This is a genomic window from Streptomyces longisporoflavus, from assembly GCF_014649775.1.
GTDB classification, from domain to species: domain Bacteria; phylum Actinomycetota; class Actinomycetes; order Streptomycetales; family Streptomycetaceae; genus Streptomyces; species Streptomyces longisporoflavus.
The window spans coordinates 1-17736 of sequence record NZ_BMTR01000004.1 but is presented as its reverse complement, the minus strand read 5'-3'; the positions used below and the strand labels follow the sequence as shown (position 1 = coordinate 17736).

Annotated in this window: 12 protein-coding genes; 7 read left to right on the top strand and 5 right to left on the bottom strand. The window is 71.5% G+C overall.

Features of this window, described 5'->3' with window-relative positions:
- Window position 1: 1 nt before the first annotated feature.
- A complete protein-coding gene (locus IE226_RS09245) occupies window positions 2-1888 on the bottom strand; it encodes a DUF2264 domain-containing protein (protein WP_190080589.1) in 1887 nt (628 codons plus the stop codon).
- 42 nt (window positions 1889-1930) lie between these two features.
- Window positions 1931-4396: a polysaccharide lyase 8 family protein gene (locus tag IE226_RS09240; protein WP_229870691.1), complete on the bottom strand. Its 2466-nt coding sequence runs from the start codon at window positions 4394-4396 to the stop codon at window positions 1931-1933.
- Between the two features lie 299 nt (window positions 4397-4695).
- Between IE226_RS09240 and IE226_RS09235 the strand changes: the two genes are divergently transcribed.
- From IE226_RS09235 to IE226_RS09210, 6 genes are all read left to right on the top strand, one after another.
- Window positions 4696-6285, top strand: coding sequence for a M1 family metallopeptidase (locus IE226_RS09235; RefSeq protein WP_190080588.1), 1590 nt, complete (start codon window positions 4696-4698; stop codon window positions 6283-6285).
- Complete coding sequence (locus IE226_RS09230) at window positions 6282-8543, top strand: galactose-binding domain-containing protein (RefSeq protein WP_373306914.1); 2262 nt, start codon at window positions 6282-6284, stop codon at window positions 8541-8543. Before IE226_RS09235 ends, IE226_RS09230 begins: the two co-directional genes overlap by 4 nt.
- Before the next feature lie 44 nt (window positions 8544-8587).
- The gene (locus IE226_RS09225) at window positions 8588-9775 is read left to right on the top strand and encodes a Gfo/Idh/MocA family protein (protein ID WP_190080587.1); all 1188 of its coding nucleotides are present in this window, start codon (window positions 8588-8590) and stop codon (window positions 9773-9775) included.
- Window positions 9776-9906: 131 nt separating this feature from the next.
- Window positions 9907-10935 carry an L-threonine 3-dehydrogenase gene (gene tdh / locus IE226_RS09220; protein ID WP_190080586.1) on the top strand — a complete coding sequence of 343 codons (1029 nt, stop codon included), beginning with the start codon at window positions 9907-9909 and terminating at the stop codon, window positions 10933-10935.
- A gap of 41 nt (window positions 10936-10976) precedes the next feature.
- Window positions 10977-12176, top strand: coding sequence for a glycine C-acetyltransferase (locus IE226_RS09215; protein ID WP_190080585.1), 1200 nt, complete (start codon window positions 10977-10979; stop codon window positions 12174-12176).
- Between the two features lie 134 nt (window positions 12177-12310).
- Window positions 12311-13210 carry a LysR family transcriptional regulator gene (locus tag IE226_RS09210; protein WP_190080584.1) on the top strand — a complete coding sequence of 300 codons (900 nt, stop codon included), beginning with the start codon at window positions 12311-12313 and terminating at the stop codon, window positions 13208-13210.
- A 57-nt stretch (window positions 13211-13267) separates the two neighbouring features.
- On the opposite strand, the gene IE226_RS09205 is transcribed toward IE226_RS09210, so the two are convergent.
- From IE226_RS09205 to IE226_RS09195, 3 genes are all read right to left on the bottom strand, one after another.
- A complete protein-coding gene (locus IE226_RS09205; RefSeq protein ID WP_190080583.1) occupies window positions 13268-14509 on the bottom strand; it encodes an RICIN domain-containing protein in 1242 nt (413 codons plus the stop codon).
- 296 nt (window positions 14510-14805) lie between these two features.
- Window positions 14806-15537: a hypothetical protein gene (locus tag IE226_RS09200; RefSeq protein ID WP_229870689.1), complete on the bottom strand. Its 732-nt coding sequence runs from the start codon at window positions 15535-15537 to the stop codon at window positions 14806-14808.
- 31 nt (window positions 15538-15568) lie between these two features.
- Window positions 15569-16330: a sulfite exporter TauE/SafE family protein gene (locus IE226_RS09195; protein WP_190080582.1), complete on the bottom strand. Its 762-nt coding sequence runs from the start codon at window positions 16328-16330 to the stop codon at window positions 15569-15571.
- A 95-nt stretch (window positions 16331-16425) separates the two neighbouring features.
- Here IE226_RS09195 and IE226_RS09190 point away from each other — a divergent pair, with 95 nt between their 5' ends.
- The gene (locus IE226_RS09190; protein WP_190080581.1) at window positions 16426-17343 is read left to right on the top strand and encodes a LysR family transcriptional regulator; all 918 of its coding nucleotides are present in this window, start codon (window positions 16426-16428) and stop codon (window positions 17341-17343) included.
- Window positions 17344-17736 lie beyond the last annotated feature (393 nt).

The window sequence follows — 17736 nt, the reverse complement described above, 5'->3', positions numbered from 1 at the left end:
CTCACAGCTCCAGCTCGGTGCCGTCGGAAAAGCGGACGTGGACGGTGACGCCCTCCACCGTGCACGCGATGGACTCCCGCAACGCCGCCGGGCGGACGGTGTCCCCGGACAGGGCGACGAGCGTGACGTGGACGCCGGGTCCGCCCGGATGCCCAGTGGACATCAGGTAGGGCGTCGCCGAGTGCGGCCCGTAGGCGTTGGCCGCCACCTCGCGGGCGATGCCCGTCTCCTCGTTCCAGCCGTGGAGGGCCACCAGGGCGCTGGTCAGTCCGGTTTCCGTGCGGGTGAGGGCCCAGCCGGGCCCCTGCTCGGCGTACGGCTGTGCCTCGTCGGCCACCGCGTGGCCGCCCTCGCGTACCGTCACACCCCGTGGGGCCGTGACACGGTGGACGCGGATCTCCCACGGGCCGTGCAGCACGCTGGTCGTCAGAATCGGGAACTCGTCCCGCGTGCCCGGCAGCAGCGCGTCGTGGCGCGAGACGGCCGTGCGTCCCGCGCAGCGCACCGGGTGGATCCGGCGCCGGCGGGACGCGGTGCCGTCCGGCGCGAGCAGGGCGAAGTGGTTGTCCACGTTGCGGTGCCAGGCGCGCGGGGCGGTTTCGGGGGCCGTCGCCGTCGAGTAGCCGAACTTGGCGTAGTGCGGGTCGTCGGCGGCCTCGCCCTCCGGCGGGTTGTGGTCGCTGCCGTGGTTGACCAGGCGGACGATGCCGTCGTGGCGTGTGCCGTGCAGAAGCCAGCCGGGCTCGGGCAGCGCCGTGTACTGGTCGGACTCCTCGACGGGGAGCGGAAGTTCGCGTTCCGTCCACACCGGGTGCCCGGCGGGCAGGAGCAGGCCGAGGAAGCCCTTGCTGGCCCAGTACGGGGACGCCGGACCCGAGTAGGCCTGGGTGGCCGGCAGGAACGTCCCGTACCAGCCGAGCGGGAGCAGCCCCCGCTCGTCCGGGACGCCGCGTTCCACGAAGTGCCGGGCGGTGCCGGAGGCCAGGCGCCGGGTGAGGCCGGGGGCCAGGGGCGTGCAGTTCGCGAGGGCGCCCATCCAGACGGGGGCGGTCGCCGCGAAGCGGTAGGTGAGGGAGCGGCCCTGGTGGACGGGGGCTCCGTCGGCGCCGAAGAAGTGCGGGTATGTGGCGAGGAACTGTGCGAGGCGCTCGCGGTATACCTCGGCGCGGCCCCCGTCGTCCTCGCCGGCCATGCGCGCCCACAGCAGTGGGTACAGATGCATCGCCCAGCCGATGTAGTAGTCGAAGTTCTGCCCGTCGCCGTCGGTGTACCAGCCGCCGCCGCGGTACCAGTCCTCGATGCGGTCCAGGCCGCCGTCGATGTCGGCCTTGCTGTACGGGGCGCCCACGGAGGCCAGGAACTGCTCGGACACCACCTGGAAGAGCCGCCAGTTGTTGTCCCACGTCCTGCCGCCGACGAAGCCGGAGAACCAGTCGACGACCCGCTCCTGGACCCGGGTGTCGAGCTTGTCCCAGATCCAGGGGCGGGTCTCGTGCAGGGCGATCGCGATCGACGCGGCCTCCACCATCTGCTGGGAGCAGTCGCTGAGTCCGGGCCAGGCCTCGCCGCCCGCGCCGTCGCGGTCCGTGCCCGTTGTCAGACCCTGCGCGTAGCGTTCCAGGAGGTGGGGGTCGACCTCGCCGCCCGCCCCCGCGATCCGGAAAGAGGCGAGCAGGAATGACCGTGCGTAGCCTTCGAGCCCGTCCGACACCACCCCCGACCAACTGCCGCGCCCCGGCAGCCGGAACTGCGCGAAGTTCGGCGTGGCGTAGGGGACGAGCGCGTCCAGCTGCCGGTCGGCGAGCGCCTCCCAGTGGGACCGGGTCCAGCCCGTGAGCGGGGACAGGACGCGGTCGGTGGGCGGCAGGGTCAGGTGCGGTGCGGGCATGGCGGAACCGTGTTTCCTCGTCGTGGTCCGTTGAACAGCTGCTCAGCGCAGGCGTGCGGTGTGCGTATGGCCGCGGGAGCCCGCGACGCGGACGGTGACGGTGCCGCGGCGGCCCGGTGTGACGGTGACCGTGTCGTCGGCGCTGACCACCTCGCGTACGGGGAAGGGCAGTTCCAGGGTGACGGTCGTGCCGGTGCGGCCCGGGTCGGCCACGGCGAGGGACATGCCGGCGGCGCCACGTCGTACGACCACGGTGCACGGACCCGATGCCGTGAGACCGGCCGCGCTGCCCGGCTGCCAGAAGTGCGCGGCGACGAGACCGTGGCGGCGGGCCTCGACGGCTTGTGCCGTGGCGTGGTTGGCGACGATGCGGACCGGCCGGGAGTGGGACCAGACGGCGGTCGCCGCGGCGCTCGCGCCGGGGAGGAGGACGTAGGCGTACGAGGACGCGGCGGGGGAGACGCCGTGGTCGAGCCACAGGGTCAGATAGCGGCGGGTGAGCGGGGTGGTGCTGCCTCCGGTGTCAGCTCCGGTGTTGATCGCCCGCCAGGTGCCGGTCCGCTCCTCGCGCAGGGCGTGGAGACCAGCGCCGCCGCGGCCTTCGGAGGGCTGTGCGGGGTGGTCGGGGAAGACGTAGCCGCCGGTGCCCTCCAGATGGGCCCAGTGGGCGCCGGGCAGGGACGCCGACCAGCCTGTGCGCGAGGGCTGCCGCCGGCCGTCGACCGTGAGCCGGGGCGCGCCGTCCGCGTACAGATTGCGGTTCTCGACGACCGTCTCGATGCTCCGGCCGTCGCTCGCGGTGATGTCCGCGCCCAGGGCGACGACCGCGTTGTCGAGGAAGAACCACGCCTTCCTGGCGCGCAGCGTGCTGCCGTCGGCCAGGAGCTCCATCGCGGCGGCGCCGTATCTGCCGTCGAGCGCCGCACCACCCGCGACGGCGTTCTTCGGTACGTAGGTCCCCGTGCCGCCGCCGGTGCCGATGTCGGTGCGCTCGCGGGTGTCCACGGTGGTGCCCGGCAGGCGGTACGGATCGACCGTGGCCCAGAAGCCGTCCCCGAACTGCCCGAGGTCGTCGCCGTCGTAGAGGTAGGTCATGCCGTCGCCGGTGTACCAGCCGTGCAGGTTCTCGCCGTTGCCCGCCTCGTACGCGGCGATGCGCTTCGACGAGAGCGAGAGCGTGAGGGCCCAGCCGGGGCGCCGGTGCACCACCCGGTCCATGTCCGCGAACGCGAAGTGCCCGGTGAGCCGGTCGGCGGCCGGTACGGCGGCGTCGTCGATGACCGCCTTGGCGCGGGCGATCGCGGGGACGCCGACCAGGCTCAGATAGGGGTGGGTCTTGTTGCGGCGTATCCACCCCTTGGCCAGGGCGCGCCAGCGTGCGGCGTAGGCGGCCGGGGCGCCGTCCGCCAGTTGCAGGATGTTGGTGAGGGCCGCCGCGCCGTCCTTGTGGTCCGGCGCCTTCTGGCGGGAGGTGGCGCGGCCGCGCAGCGCGTCCATCATCAGGCCGTCGAAGACCACCGGCGAGAAGGTCCGCTCCACCGCCTCGTACAGCACGGATGTCTTGGGGTCGGTGACGGCCCAGTCGGAGTCCGCGAGCAGCGCGATCAGCTGCCCGGCGCTGCCGAGCAGCACACTGCCGTACGTCCCCGTGTACGCGACGGAGCCGTGCTGCACGAACGACCCGTCCTCGTAGAACCCGTCGCCCGAAGTGACGTAGGTGAACAGGCTGTTCTTGCCCTTGTCCCGTACGTCGGACAGGCCGTCGCGCGCCAGGGCGAGCGTGTCCGCGTCGCGTGCGAGGAGTCCGCGCAGCGCCACGATGACGGCCTTGTCGGCGCGGTTGGCGCCCGTCTCGGCCAGGGTCGGGATGTTCGTGCGGCGGTCCGGGTTCGGGACGAACTTGGCCACCGTGGAGACGTACGCCGTCAGGTCGGCCGCGGGGATCTTCTCCCGCAGCAGTACGCAGGTGTCCATCAGGGCGCGGGGCGCGCCGATCTCCCAGAACCACCAGTTGCCGGATTCGGGGCGAGTGGTGTTGTAGGCGTCGGCGTGCAGGAAGCGCAGGGCTTCGAGCAGGGCATCGGCCACTTCGGTGCTGTCGCTGAGGGATGTGCCGGGAGTGGCCCGGGCGATCGCGATGGTGCGCAGGCGCGTGTAGCTCTGGCCGAAGTTGCCCGGCTCCTTCGCGGGGGAGAGGTCGGACCACAGGGCGGTGCGGCCCGCCGACCGGTCCAAGTCCCGCCACCAGCCGGACGCCTGGGTGTCCAGGACCTTCAGCGCCGCCGCGAAATCCGGGTCGGCGGCGTCGAACTCCCCGCCGGTGAGCTGGGTCGCCGCGCGGGCCAGGAGGGTGTCGTACGGGTCAGCGTCCGAGGCCGATCCCGGGGTGGATCCCGTAGCGGCCCGCGCCGTGCCGCCCGCCGCGAGGGGCAGGAGGGTTGACGCGGCACTCGCGGCGAGGATCGTGCGGCGTCGTGGACCGGTGGAGCCGGAGTGGGGCATGCGCATGGGGAACTCCCGTGAGGCGTCGGGGTGTCAGGACGTCGGGGTGTCAGGGCATGGGGCGGGGGAGTGGGGGAGTGGGGCGTGAGTTTGTGCAGTGCTGCGTGAGCTGTGCCGGGTGAGGTGAGTGATCCCGCGACAGCATGTAAGCGGTTGCTACGGCACGCAAGAGGGCCGGGAATCTTTCTACGTCTTTCTGTCCTGGTGACGGCCTGGCGAGGGCCTGTGTGCGGGGTATCCAAAGGGTCATTGGATACATCGGAGGTATTGACGCTGACAGTAAGCGATTACTACGTTGCGGCCCCATGGCTGAGAACTGGACCCGAAACGTACGCGCTCGCAGCTTCCACACCGGCCGCGCTCGCAGCACCCGTACCGTCCGAGCCCGCAGTACTCGCACCCTCCGCGCCGCGACGGCGACCGCAGCCGCGGCGGCCACCCTCGCGCTCGCCCTCCCCGCGCACGCCCACGCGGCGCCCTTCGACCCGGCGCCCTTCGATCCGGCCCCGGGTGCGGACGGCGTCGGTGACCCGCTCTTCCCGACGCTCGGCAACGGCGGCTACGACGTCCGCCACTACGACCTCTCCTTCGACTTCACGCCGGTGACGTACGACTTCACCGGCACCATGAAGATCAAGGCGAGAGCCACCCGGGACCTGTCGTCCTTCAATCTCGACGTCGACTCGCCGGCCATCGACGCCGTCAAGGTCAACGGCAAGAAGGCCGCGTGGCGGATCGGGCCCGGCCAGAGTGGCCAGGAGCTCACCGTCACACCGGCCGGCGGACTGCACGATCGCCGCGCCTTCGAGGTCGAACTGACCTACCACGGCAACGGCAAGACCAAGCCGGTCGGCCAGCCTGGCTGGCGCTACATGTCCGACGGCGGCTTCGCCTCCGCCGCCCAGGCATCCCGCGCCGACACCTTCGCGCCGGTCAACGACCACCCCTCCGACAAGGCCACCTGGACCTTCCACCTCACCGCCCCCGACGGCTGGACGCCCGCCGCCAACGGCAATCTGACCGGAACCCGCGAAGCCGCCGGGTCCGCCGGGTCCGTCGGGTCCGTCGGGTCCGTCGGGTCCGCCGTGCCGAAGAAGACCTGGGACTTCTCCCTCAAGTCCCCCATGGCACCCGAACTCCTCGGCATCTCCGTCAACAAGCAGACCTACCTGTACGGACGCGGCCCGCACGGCGTGAAGCTGCGCCATCTCGTCCCCGAGGGCCAGGAGGCGAAGTACAGGCCCATCGCCGAGGAGACCGGCGGGCAGCTTGCCTGGCTGGAGAAGACTCTCGGGGTGCGCTACCCGTTCGACACATACGGGGTGCAGATCGTGCGGGACGGGTACAGCGACGCCCTGGAGAACCAGACTCTCTCGCTCTTCGGGCCCTCCTGGTTCGACCGGCCCACCTACTCGACCACCATGGTCCACGAGCTGACCCACCAGTGGTTCGGCGACTCCGTCACGCCCGCCACCTGGCAGGACGCCTGGCTGAACGAAGGACCCGCCGTCTACTACGCGGCCGTGTGGGCGGACCGGAAGGGCTTCCAGCCCATCGAGGAGAAGATGAAGACCGCCTACGCCAAGCTCGACGCGGTCCGCAAGACCGACGGGCCGCCCGGCAAGCCCACCGGGCTCGGCGGCTTCAACATCTACGACGGTGCCGCGGTCTCCCTCTACGCCCTCAACCAGCGGATAGGGCAGGAGAAGTTCGAGGCCGTCATGAAGTCGTGGCTCACCGAGCACCGGCACGGCAACGCCTCTACGCGCGACTTCATCGACAACGCCGTCGAGGTCACCGGCGACTCCTCGGTCGGCACGTTCCTGAACCACTGGCTGTTCGACCTCGACAACCCGCCGATGCCGGGCCACCCGGACTGGGGAGTCGCGAAGTGAGGCGGCGGCAGAGCACACGGACGCGCCCGCGCATCGTCGCGGCGGCCCTCGCGGTGGTGGCGGCCGGCGCCGTCATTACCCCGCAGAGCGCACAAGCCGCCCCGAACCCCAAGATCCTCCACGTGGTTCCCGACGGTGGCGCGGGGAAGTCCTGCACCATCGCCCGCCCCTGCTCCCCGCAGGCAGCCCGTGACGCCGCACGCACCGTCGACGGTCGGGACGTACGCATTGAACTGGCCGACGGCACCTATGAGTTGAGCGAGCCGCTGACGCTGGGCGCGGCCGACTCCGGGCGCGACGGGCACACCGTCACCTGGACCGCCGCGCCCGGCGCCCGCCCCGTCCTGTCCGGCGGCCGGGCGCTGACCGGCTGGTCCAAGGGCACCGACGGCACCTGGACGGCCGATGTCCCCGAAGGGGTCACCCCGCGCCAGCTGTTCGTCGACGGAAGGAGGGCGGTACGGGCACGGGGCGAGGCCTGTGCGGCCAGTACCTGTGACGCGACGAAGACCGGCATGACGGGCGCCACGGCCACCGGTATCGCCCGGTGGCAGCGGCCCACCGGCGCGGAAGCCGTCATCAAGGTGCGCTGGCGCGACTACCACTGCCGGATCACGGGCGTCGAAGGCGACCGCCTCACCTTCGCGCAGCCCTGCTGGACCAACTCCGCGAGCGGCACGAACCGTACGGGCCCGGCCTGGGACTCCACCACCGTCGACTCGGCGCGCTACTCCGGAGTCGCCTACTTCGAGAACGCCCGTGAACTCCTCGACGAGCCGGGTGAGTTCGTGTGGGACGCGCGGGAGCGCACCGTCACCTACCTCCCGCGCAAGGGCGAGAACATGCGGCACGCGCGCGTGCTCACCCCGGCGACCGAGCGGCTCATGGTCGTCGACGGCGCCCACGACCTGCGCGTGGAGGGCATCGGCTTCGCGTATGCCGCGTACGGCCGGCCGTCCACGGACGAGGGCTACGCGGGCACCCAGGCCGGACTCACCCTCACCGGAGCGAGCGGCCCCGTCGACCACGCGGGCCGTCACTACACCAAGCCGAGCGCGGCGCTCACGGTGCGCGGAGGCCGTCATGTGACCGTCAGTGGCGCGGAGTTCAGCCAGCTGGGCGGCGCCGGGATCATCCTCGAAGCAGGCACCAAGGACACGTCGGTCACCCGCTCCCGCTTCACGGACCTGTCGTCCGGCGCCGTGTACGTCGGCGACACCGAGCCCGGCCCGGCAGCGGAACTCGCCGGTGAGCGCAACACCGTGGCGTACAACACGATCCGCCGCACCGGCGTCGAGTACACCGACGCCGTGGGCATCTGGGCCGGTTACGAGGCCGGCCTCACCGTCGACCACAACACCCTCGACGACCTGCCCTACTCGGGGATCTCCGTCGGCTGGGGCTGGAACCAGCCGGAGGCCCGGGAGTCGGTCCTGCGGGACAACCGGATCACGAACAACCGGATCACGAACGTGATGCGCGTCGAGCACGCCCAGCACGACGGCGGCGCCATCTACACCCAGGGCGCGCAGCCCGGCACGGTCGTCTCCGGCAACTACATCAACCGCTCCGCCTACGAGAACACCGAGCGTGACGGCAACGGCATCTACCTCGACGAGCAGTCCTCGTACATCCGCGTCGAAGGCAACGTCATCACGCGCATCGGCTACAAGTGGGTCTCCAACTGGGCCGATTACGGCATCCGGAACCACGCCACCGGCAACTGGACCGACACCGACGCCCCGGCCCTCACCGGCACCGGATCGACGATGCGGGACAACCACACCAAGCTCGACCGGCTGCCCCCGGAGGCGCTCGCCGTGGCGACCCGGTCCGGCGCGCACAGGGCGGCGCCGGAACAGCTCAGGCCGGACCTCGCCCGCGCCGGCACCGCCTCCCAGTCCTCCACGGACACGGACGGCGCGGGACCGGCGGCGTACGCGATCGACGGAGACACCTCCACCGACACCCGCACCCTGTCCGAGCAGGGCGCGTGGTGGCAGGTCGATCTCGGCGGTGTGCGGCGCGTGGGACAGGTCGAGGTCTGGAACAACGCGTCCATGACGACGGCCGGCTTCGACGTCCAGCTGGCCACGGCCGCGGACTTCTCCGACGCCACGACCGTGCGCGTCGACGGACGGGCACTTCGCCCCACACTCCTCGACACGGACACGGAAGCCAGATACATAAGGATCAAGCGCGCCGGCACGGGACCCGTGGCGCTTTCCCACGTACTCGTGCACCCTGCACGTACATAGGCAACATCCGCACACGCACTGGTTTTTGCACGGAAAGGCACACCATGACCGACCTCCGTCTCGGCGTCCTCGGCTACGGACTGCGCGGTTCGCTCGCCCGCACCGCGCACCGGCCCGGCGCGGGCTCCCGCGTCATCGCGCTCGCCGATCACGACGCCACCGCGCGGACGGAGGCGGCCACGGCCTTCCCCGATGCCCGGATAGCCGCCGACCACCGCAAGGTCGTCGAGGACCCGGACGTCGACGCCCTCGTGATCCTCACCCCCGACCACACCCACGCGCGGCTCGCCTGCGAGGCGCTGCGCGAGCACAAGCCCGTCTTCGTGGAGAAGCCCCTGGACATCGGCATCGAGGCCTGCGACGAGATCCTGCGGACCGCGTACGAGACGGGAACGCGCCTCTACGTAGGCCACAACATGCGCCACATGCCCGTCATCAGGCTGATGCGCGACATCATCGGGCGGGGTGACATCGGCGAGGTCAAGACGGTGTGGGTCCGCCACTTCGTCGCCTACGGAGGCGACTGGTACTTCAAGGACTGGCACGCCGAACGCCGCAACACCACCGGCCTGTTGCTCCAGAAGGCCGCCCACGACATCGATGTCCTGCACTGGCTCGCGGGCGGCTACACCCGCCAGGTGCAGGCGCTCGGCGACCTCATGGTCTACGGGGACAACCCGCACCGCCGTCAGCCGGGCGAGCCGAAGACCGACGACTGGTACACCGAGGACGGCTACTGGCCGGCGCACACCCAGCGCGACCTCAATCCGGTCATCGACGTCGAGGACGTCTCGCTGGTCAACATGCGCCTCGACAACGGCGTCCTCGCCTCGTACCAGCAGTGCCACTTCACGCCCGACTACTGGCGCAACTACACCGTCATCGGGGACGCGGGCCGCCTGGAGAACTTCGGCGACGGCCCCGGCGGTGTGGTGAAGGTCTGGAACTCGCGGCGCTCGGGCTACCGCGCCGACGCGGACGCCGAGTACCCGGTGCCGGACGAGCAGGACGAGGGCGGGCACGGCGGATCCGACCCGCTGCTCATCGACGAGTTCGTACGTTTCGTGCGCGAGGGAGGCCGCACCGACACGTCGCCGGTCGCGGCCCGGATGGCGGTCGCGGCGGGCGTGCGCGCCACGCAGTCGCTGCGTGACGGGGGTACGCCGCGTGAGGTGCCGGACCTCGATCCGGAGCTCGTGGCCTACTTCGAGCGGGGGCAGACGCGGGACTGACCCCGCTGCGGTCCGGGCCTGAAGGAAAGCTGCGGCGGCGCTTAAGAAATCCTCGATGGACCAGGGCGCCGCCGTAGGGAAGATTCCTGTGTCGTCGGTGGAAGAAGCGACGTACGACAGGAGCCGCTGCGTTGAAGGCGCTGGTCAAGGAGAAGGCGGAGCCGGGACTCCGGCTGATGGACGTACCGGAGCCGGTGATCGGCCACGGGGACGTCCTGATCAAGGTGCTCCGCACCGGGATCTGCGGCACCGATCTGCACATCCGGGCCTGGGACGGCTGGGCGCAGCAGGCGATCGCGGCACCGCTGGTCGTCGGTCACGAGTTCGTCGGCGAGGTCGTGGAGACCGGGCGCGACGTCGCGGACATCAAGGCCGGCGACCGGGTCAGCGGCGAGGGCCACCTCGTCTGCGGCAAGTGCCGCAACTGCCAGGCGGGCCGCCGCCACCTGTGCCGCGCCACGGTCGGCCTCGGCGTCGGCAGAGACGGGGCGTTCGCGGAGTACGTCGCGCTGCCCGCCGCCAATGTGTGGGTGCACCGCGTTCCCGTGGACCTCGACGTGGCCGCCATCTTCGATCCGTTCGGCAACGCGGTGCACACCGCCCTGTCCTTCCCGCTGGTCGGCGAGGACGTCCTGATCACCGGCGCGGGACCGATCGGCCTGATGGCCGCGGCCGTGGCCCGGCACGCGGGCGCCCGCAACGTCGTCATCACCGACATCAGCGAAGAGCGCCTCGAACTCGCCCGCAAGGTCGGCGCGAGCCTGGCGCTGAACGTCGCCGAGACCCCGATCGCCGAGGGGCAGCGAGAACTGGGCCTGCGCGAGGGCTTCGACGTAGGCCTGGAGATGTCCGGCAACCCCGTCGCGATGCGCGACATGCTCGCCAACATGACGCACGGCGGCAAGATCGCCATGCTCGGCCTGCCGTCCGAGGACTTCGCCGTCGACTGGTCCCGGATCGTCACCTCCATGATCACGATCAAGGGCATCTACGGCCGCGAGATGTTCGAGACCTGGTACTCCATGTCCGTGCTGCTCGAAGGCGGCCTCGACCTCGCTCCGGTGATCACGGGACGCTACGGCCACCGTGACTTCGAGGCGGCCTTCGACGACGCGGCGAGCGGCCGCGGCGGCAAGGTCATCCTCGACTGGACCTCCTGAACCTCCTCGGCCGCACCGCTCAACTCCCAAAGGATTCAAGCATGTTCGACTCCGTACGCGACGATCTGCGCACCACCCTCGACGAGATCCGCGCCGCGGGCCTGCACAAGCCCGAGCGTGTCATCGGCACCCCGCAGTCCGCCACGGTCGCCGTCACCGCGGGAGGCCGCCCCGGCGACGTACTGAACTTCTGCGCGAACAACTACCTCGGCCTCGCCGACCACCCCGAGGTCATCGCCGCCGCGCACGAGGCCCTGGACCGCTGGGGCTACGGCATGGCGTCCGTGCGCTTCATCTGCGGCACGCAGGAGGTGCACAAGGAGCTGGAGGGGCGCCTTTCCGCCTTCCTCGGCCAGGAGGACACGATCCTCTACTCCTCCTGCTTCGACGCCAACGGCGGAGTCTTCGAGACGCTGCTCGGCGCCGAGGACGCGGTCATCTCGGACGCGCTCAACCACGCCTCGATCATCGACGGCATCCGCCTGAGCAAGGCCCGCCGCTTCCGGTACGCCAACCGCGACATGGCCGACCTGGAGCAGCAGCTGAAGGAGGCCGCCGAGGGCGGCGCACGCCGGAAGCTGATCGTCACCGACGGCGTCTTCTCCATGGACGGGTACGTCGCGCCGCTGCGGGAGATCTGCGACCTCGCCGAGCGTTACGACGCGATGGTGATGGTCGACGACTCGCACGCCGTCGGCTTCGTCGGCCCCGGCGGTCGCGGCACCCCCGAGCTGCACGGCGTCATGGACCGCGTCGACATCATCACCGGCACCCTCGGCAAGGCGCTCGGCGGCGCCTCCGGCGGCTACGTGGCCGCCCGCGCGGAGATCGTCGCGCTGCTGCGCCAGCGCTCGCGCCCGTACCTCTTCTCCAACACCCTCGCCCCGGTGATCGCGGCGGCCTCGCTCAAGGTCATCGACCTCCTGGAGTCGGCGGGCGAACTGCGCGAACGGCTCGCCGCGAACACGGCGCTCTTCCGTTCGCGGATGACGGAGGAGGGCTTCGACATCCTGCCGGGCGACCACGCGATCGCCCCGGTGATGATCGGCGACGCCTCCGTCGCGGGACGGATGGCCGAGCTCCTCCTGGAGCGCGGCGTGTACGTGATCGGCTTCTCGTACCCCGTGGTGCCGCAGGGCGCGGCCCGTATCCGCGTCCAGCTGTCGGCCGCGCACTCCACGGACGACGTGAACCGCGCGGTGGACGCCTTCGTGGCGGCCCGCGCGGAGCTGGACGCCTGAGGGCGACCGGTGTGTCCGCGGGTCCCGTCGTGTGCGGGCAGGGGGCCCGTGCGCGGGCGGGGGCCCCGGAGCCCTTGGGGGCTCAGCCGGACCGCCGGTGTCGGTGAGGCCCGCGGTTTGGGAGAATCGACCTCATGATCGAAGCGCGGCGGCTGCACATCCTCCGTGCGGTGGCCGACCACCGCACGGTCACGGCCGCTGCCGCCGCGCTGTATCTCACCCCCTCCGCGGTCTCCCAGCAGCTGACCGCCCTGGAGCAGGAGACCGGCCACCGCCTGGTCGAGCGGGGCGCCCGCGGGGTCAGGCTGACCCCGGCGGGCGAGATCCTGCTGGCCCACACGAACGCGGTCCTCGCCCAGCTGGAGAGGGCCGAGGCGGAGCTCGCCGCGTACAGCTCGGGCGCGGCAGGGACGGTGACCGTGGCGTCCTTCGCCACGGGGATCGCCCTGGTGGTCGGCCCCGCCCTGGCCCGCCTCGCGTCCGGCGCGCCGGGAATACGCGTACGGGTCCAGGACGCGGAGGGCGACGCGAGCCTGCCGATGGTCCTCGACCGCCAGGTGGACGTCGCCGTGGCGGTGGAGTACCGGGGCGCGCCGGGAGCCGACGATCCGCGCCTGACGCGGGTCCCGCTGTACGCGGAGCCGTTCGACGCGGTGCTTCCCGAGACGCATCGCCTCGCGGACCTGGAGCGGGTGCCGCTCGCGGAGCTGGCCAAGGACGCGTGGATCGGCCCCTTCGCCGGCAACCCCTGCCATGACGTGGTGATACTCGCCTGCGAGGCGGCGGGTTTCCAGCCCCTGCTCGAACACTGGTCGGACGATTTCCGGGCCGTGGTCGCCCTTGCATCGGCGGGCGCCGGAGTGGCCCTGGTGCCCCGGTCGGCGCTGCGCGGCATGGACGTGTCGGGGGTGGTGATCCGCCCGGTGGACGGCGTGGCCCCCACCCGCCGGGTGTTCGCGGCGGTCCGCTGCGGGGCGGAGGAGCATCCGCTGATCCGTCCGGTGCTCGATGCGCTGGGGGAAGCGGCGGGATAGGGGCGGCGCGCCGGCGTCCGGGGTGCGGACGCCGGCGGACCGGGGGCCGGACGGCGGCTACATCCAGAGGCCGTCCAGGAACGGGTAGATCTCGGTGAGCCTGGCCGGGCCCTGGATCAGCTTGTCCTCGGAGACGACGACGAACTCGTCGCCCTTGGTGAGGAAGTAGTGGACGGTCGACTCGGAGACAGCCGTGCTCGCAGCGTCCGGGCCGAACCCGAAGGCCTCGGGCGCCGCCGTCAGCAGGAACTGCTGGTGCATGGAGCCACGCGCCGGGTCGACCGACGCTGGGTCCATGACACAGCTGTCCTTGCGGCCGAGGACGTAGAGCTTCCCGCCCTCGGCGCCGAAGCCGGTGACGTCGCACAACTCGCCGACTGCCTCCAGGAGTTCGTGGTGCAGGATGTGGTCGGTGTCGTGGACGGGGCCGTGGCTCCTGTCGGAGAACTCGATGGCCTGGTCCTGTGCGAAGCCCAGGTAGGTGTGACCGCTGCGCTCATGGGCCGGACCGACGGCGTCGAAGCCCTCGCTGAACGGCTTGGGCAGGTGCGGGAACTGCTCGGCGATCTTCCGCGGGCCTGCCTCGATGCCGCGCCGCTTCGAGAAGCGGATGAACTCGTCCCCGCGGAATCCGTCGAAGCGTACGTACGGTGTGTCGCTGTCCGGGATCGCCTTGGCCGCCGCCTCGAAGATTCCGCCGCCCGCGTCGAGCGCCCTCTTGGTCACGCCGCTCAGGGAACCGAGGACCGAGCCGAGGACGCCGCCGCTGGAGGAGACCACGATGGCCGTCAGCGCGTCGAACGCCTTGGTCTCGCCGCGCCCGGGCACCCGCTCCAGGATCCACTGCTGGGCGGTGCGGGGGCCGAGGGCGGGCTTGGGCGCCTGCTCCAGGGCGGCGTCCGGCGAGCTGCTGTCGTCGTGGACGGACAGCAGGTGGCCGCTGTTCACGTTGACCAGCGTGTACCGGCCGTCGCCGATGTCCACCGGCCGCCACAGCTGGGACACCAGCAGGTCGCGCCGGGTCTCGCCCGGGCACTGCTGCACGGGGGAGCCTGCGCGGTCGCGGCCCGTCATGACGTCCATGCGCAAGGTGCTGTGGATGCTCTGCAGCGTCCAGGCGCCCTCCTCGGCGGCGTTGGGCCGCAGATGCCACAACTGGCTGTAGCGGGCGGGCCCTTGCGGGAGCAGCTCCTGCTGCACGATCGGCACGCTCTGTGCTGTCTTGGCGCCCCGCACTCCCGCGTAGAGCCCGCTCTCCTCGTTCTTGAGCAGGTAGATCCCCTCAGACAGCTCAGACAACCCAGGCAACTCGGACGACGCAGATAACGCAGACATCGACAACCTCCGTGGAAGACGGACGGTGATCCCCCGGGTGTACTCCCGGTGATCCCCCGCGCGTGCGCCTCACAGAGTATGAGGTCTGTTCGATTACCGATACGGGTGGAATTCGGCTGCTATTCACCTGTCAATCACCGGGACTTGAGGCTGCCCGGCGGGCGGGCGTCGACCCAGGTGGCGTCAACTCGCCCCGGCAGCGCTGTTGTTGGGGGGAGGGGCGGAGGGGCGGAATGCGGCCGGTGCGCGGGGTCCGGTTCTCACCCGTGATGACGCCGGTCCCGCCGCGCCGGACCGTCGGAGAGCCGAGCCAGACCGCCGGAGACGGGTGCGGTGCCGAGGTCGCCGTCCCCGTACCTGTCCCCGTACTTGTCCCCGTACCCGTCCCCGTACCTGTCCCCGTACCTGTCCCCGTCCTCGTGACGCAGGACCCAGTCGTCGAGGTCGAGCGCGGCTTCGAGGGGGTTGCCCGCCGTGTAGGCCCGCCACCAGCCGGGCCCGCCGGGGTTCTCGCCTTCGCCGGGGTCCGCGGGGGAGCGCAGTTGCTCCGCGAAGGAGGACTCCGCCGCGGCGAAACGTGCCTGTGCGGTCTGCGCCTCCACGCCCAGGACATCTCCGACGAGCTGCCAACTCGCGCCGCCGGTGCGCTCGCACACGGCGGCAGCCTCGAAGAACCGGTACGCCGCCCGGAGCACGTCGGCGGCGCCGGCCAGAACGGCGCCGGGGGAGCGGACGGTACCGTCGGGGCGCAGCTCGTGCTCGCCGATCGGTACGGCGGCACGCGCGAGTCTGGCCAGTTCGCATGCTTCTTGGGCCATCGCGAGACGCGCGAGGGCCGCGTCCGTGTACGGCGGGTCGCCGACCACACCGGAGTCCTTGCCATCCTGCGCGGCCTGGTCCGTCCGGTCCACCTGGTCCGTCTGGTCCACCTGGTCCGTCCGGTCCGTCCGGTCCGTCTGGTCCGTCTGGTCCGTCTGGTCCGTCTGGTCCATCCTCCTTACCCCGTCCGCCATGCGATCCGCCTCAGCCGCGTACGAAGTAGAGGACGGTCATCGTGACGGCGGTGGTGAGGATGACGCTGCGCAGCAGCCGCGCGGAGAGGCGGCGGGCGAAGTGGGCACCGGCGAAGCCGCCCGCGAGGGCGCCGGCGAACATGGCGCCGAGGACGAGCGGAGTGCTCAGCGCGTCCGAGGCGACGAGGAGCAGCGCGGTCGCACTGAGGTTGATGGCCGCGATCTGGGTGATGCGCATCGGATTGCTGACAGCGGCGTCGAGCCCGAGGCCGATGCCCCACAGGGCGAACATCATGATGCCTACGGCTCCGCCGAAGTATCCGCCGTACAGCGCGAGCAGGAACTGGCCGATCAGGACGGCGCGCGGACTCATGCCGATCTCGCGGCCGAGTGTGCTGCTGATCGTGCGGGAGAGGCGACGGCCGAAGGCGAGGACCGCCGTGGCGAAGGCGAGCAGCCACGGCACCGCGGCGTCGAACGAGGCCGCGGGGAGGGTGAGGAGCAGGGTGGCGCCGAGTCCGCCCCCGACCACGCTGACCGTTGTGAGGGCGGTCAGCGATGTCCCCCCGACCGGGGCGATTTCACGCCGGTAGACCCATCCGCTGGCCACGGCTCCCGGCACCAGGGCGATGGTCGACGACGCGTTCGCCGTCACCGGGGACAGGCCGACCGCGACCAGGGCGGGCAGCGCCACGAACGTGCCTCCGCCGCCGACGGAGTTCAGCGCTCCGGCGGCGAGACCTGCGAGGAGGACGAGCAGAATCTCCGGCACCCGCCGAGCATCGCCCGGCGAGGGGGAGGTCCACAATGCGTAATCAACGTACCTAGCCTAAGGCTGGGCCTAAGGCTAGGCCCTAGGCTGGCCTGGTGCGCTACGACTTGGACGACCTGCGGCTCTTTCTCGACACGGTGACGGAGGGGTCGATCACGGCGGGCGCTCGCCGGATGCATCTGAGCCTGCCGTCGGCCAGCGCCAGGGTCCGCTCCCTCGAACAGCAGGCCGGGGTGGCGCTGCTGATCCGCGGCAGGAGGGGCGTTCGCCCCACCCCGGCGGGGACCACGCTGGCCCGGCACGCGCGCGAGGTGCTTGCCCAGACGGTCAGGCTCGAAAGCGCCGTCGCCAGCTATACGCGCTCCCCGACCGCGCCCGTGACTCTCCTCGCCGGCGGTTCCGCGGTGCACAGGCTCGTACCGCAGGCCCTCGTCTCGTTCCTCAGGGCCCACCCGGACGTCGACGTCAGGGTCTCGGAACACCGCACTCCGCAGATCGTGCGGATGCTGACCGACGGGGAGGCGGACCTGGGCATCGTCCTCGATGACGAGGCACGCGACTGCGGTCTGGCCATGGAACCCCTCGGCGACGACTCCCTCGTGGTGGTCGGCCAGGTCGGTGGCGTCCTCGCGGGTCGTACGTCGCTGACCTACAGCGAGGCGGCCGAGCATCCGCTCGTCGGGCTCGACCCCGAGGCCTCGCTGCGCCGCTGGATCGAGAGGCACGTCGGGCCGCACGCGCCGGTCGTGCGCTATCGCACCACGGTCGCCAACCTCGGCGTTCTGCTTGCCCTGGCCGCCGCAGGCGTGGGCCTCGCCATCGTCCCGCGCCGCGTGATCGACCCCGCCCAGCCCCTGGACGTACGCCCCCTGCAGGACCCCTGGGCCCAACGCCACCACCTCTTGGCCCGCAGCGCGCATACGGGCCCCACGACGCCGGCGACGGAAGCACTGGCGGACCATCTGCGGGGGGCGGCGGGTGAGTTGTGCGGGGCGGGGTTGCTGCCCCGGTGACTCAGATCGGCGGGCCGTTCTGCGCTGGCCCGCAGCCCGACTCGGCGACTTGGCGACTTGGCGACTTGGCGTGCGTGCGGGCTGACGTGCGTGTCTTCGCTCCGGGCCGTGGGGGCGTTGGTGTGGTGCTGGGTTCCCGATGGGCCTGGTCGTGGGGCGTCGCGAGTTGGCCCATGGTGCGGCGCTGTGAAGTCGTGACAGGGTGCTGTGCTGGTCCGGTGTTGGTGTCGGTTGCCGGTGCCGTCCGGTTCTCCGGAGTTTGGCGGTTCCGGGCCGGGCGTAAAGGGCGCTCCGCTGCGCTGCGCGTCGGCTGCGCCGATGGCCCTTCGGGATGGCGTCCCATGAAGTGGTGTAGCCGGGCAGTGGACCGGAGTGCGCGGCTGCTTGCCCGGG